Source organism: Sphingomonas sp. CCH9-F2 (assembly GCF_001556735.1).
Lineage (GTDB): Bacteria > Pseudomonadota > Alphaproteobacteria > Sphingomonadales > Sphingomonadaceae > Sphingomonas > Sphingomonas ginsenosidimutans.
In genome coordinates this window covers 1-1,173 of sequence record NZ_LSJO01000029.1, presented here as the reverse complement: position 1 = coordinate 1,173, position 1,173 = coordinate 1, and the positions used below count along the sequence as shown (strand labels likewise).

Sequence of the window (1,173 nt, the reverse complement as noted above, 5' to 3'; positions counted from 1 at the left end):
GCCGACGACCGGCTATCGCGAGTGCGTCGGCTATTACAGCGGCAACTGCGGTTCGCCGGGTTCGGCCGGTCCCAGCTCGGCGGCGGGTTCGATCCAGCCGGAGTTCACCTGGAACCAGCGCACGACGCTCAGCATCGGCGATGTCGATCTGTCGCTGCTGTGGCGCCACCTGGGTTCGGTGCAGGTCGAGCCGGGCGTGACCACCTTCAAGGGCACGATCGGCGCTGGCGCGCTGGCCGGTACCGACGTCGATTTCGGCCGCATCAAGGCGTACGATTACTTCGACTTCGCGACGCGCTTCGGGGTCAACGACAACTTCGACCTGACCGTCACCGTCACCAACCTGTTCGATCGCCAGCCCCCGCTGGTTGGCGGCACGGTCGGTTCGGCGTCGTTCAACAGCGGCAACACCTATCCGTCGACCTACGACGCGCTGGGTCGCCGCTTCAACGTGGGTGCGCGGATCAAGTTCTGATCTGCGTCGCCACGGCGAACCTGATGAGGGGGTGGGCTTCGGCCCGCCCCCTTTTCATATGGTACGATGCCGGGTGCGTAAGCAGGGGGACGATGACGGCGCGCGTCGAACGCGGGTCATCGTCGCATCGGCATGATCGGATCGCGGCGCATCATCGCGCCGGCGCCGCCAAACTCAGTCGGCGAAGCCGTAGCGTTCGACCCACGGCGCCAGGATCGGCAGCGCCGGCGCCAGCTGCTCGGCATAGCGGCGCCACTGGCCACGCCCGTCGAACAAGCCCTGCCGCACCTGCGTCGCGCTGGCGGTGCCGACGCCGCGCCGCTGCGCCGTGCGGTCGAAACGCAGGAAGTCGTCGGTCCACGGCAGGTCGATGAACGTCGCCATCGCCCGTACCGTCGCCTCGAAGTCGGTCACCAGCCGGTCGTAGCGTACTTCGTGGAAGGCCAGCGGCAGGTGCGCGCGGCATGTCTCGGTCAGCCGCATCAGCGCGTCATAGTGACGCGCCGCTTCCGTCAGGTCGCTGAAGCACCAGGCGGCGGGGCTGGGGGTGAAATTGATCCGATAGCAGCTGAGCACCACGTCGCGCGGGTCGCGCCGCATCACCAGGATGCGCGCATCGGGAAACAGCCGCGCGATGATCGGCAGCCTGGCGCCGCCCAGCGGGTTCATGTCGACGAACGTGCCGGCGGTGCTGGCGC

1 protein-coding gene and 1 pseudogene are annotated in these 1,173 nt (G+C 68.2%); one reads left to right on the top strand and one right to left on the bottom strand.

Annotated elements, in window-relative coordinates; genetic code table 11:
- Positions 1 to 475 (top strand): annotated as a pseudogene (locus AX685_RS00985) (TonB-dependent receptor); the annotation flags it as partial.
- 174 nt (positions 476 to 649) lie between these two features.
- On the opposite strand, the gene AX685_RS00980 reads toward AX685_RS00985, so the two are convergent.
- Positions 650 to 1,173 (bottom strand): sulfotransferase family protein (locus tag AX685_RS00980; protein ID WP_197418426.1); only part of this gene is annotated, 524 nt, incomplete at its 5' end.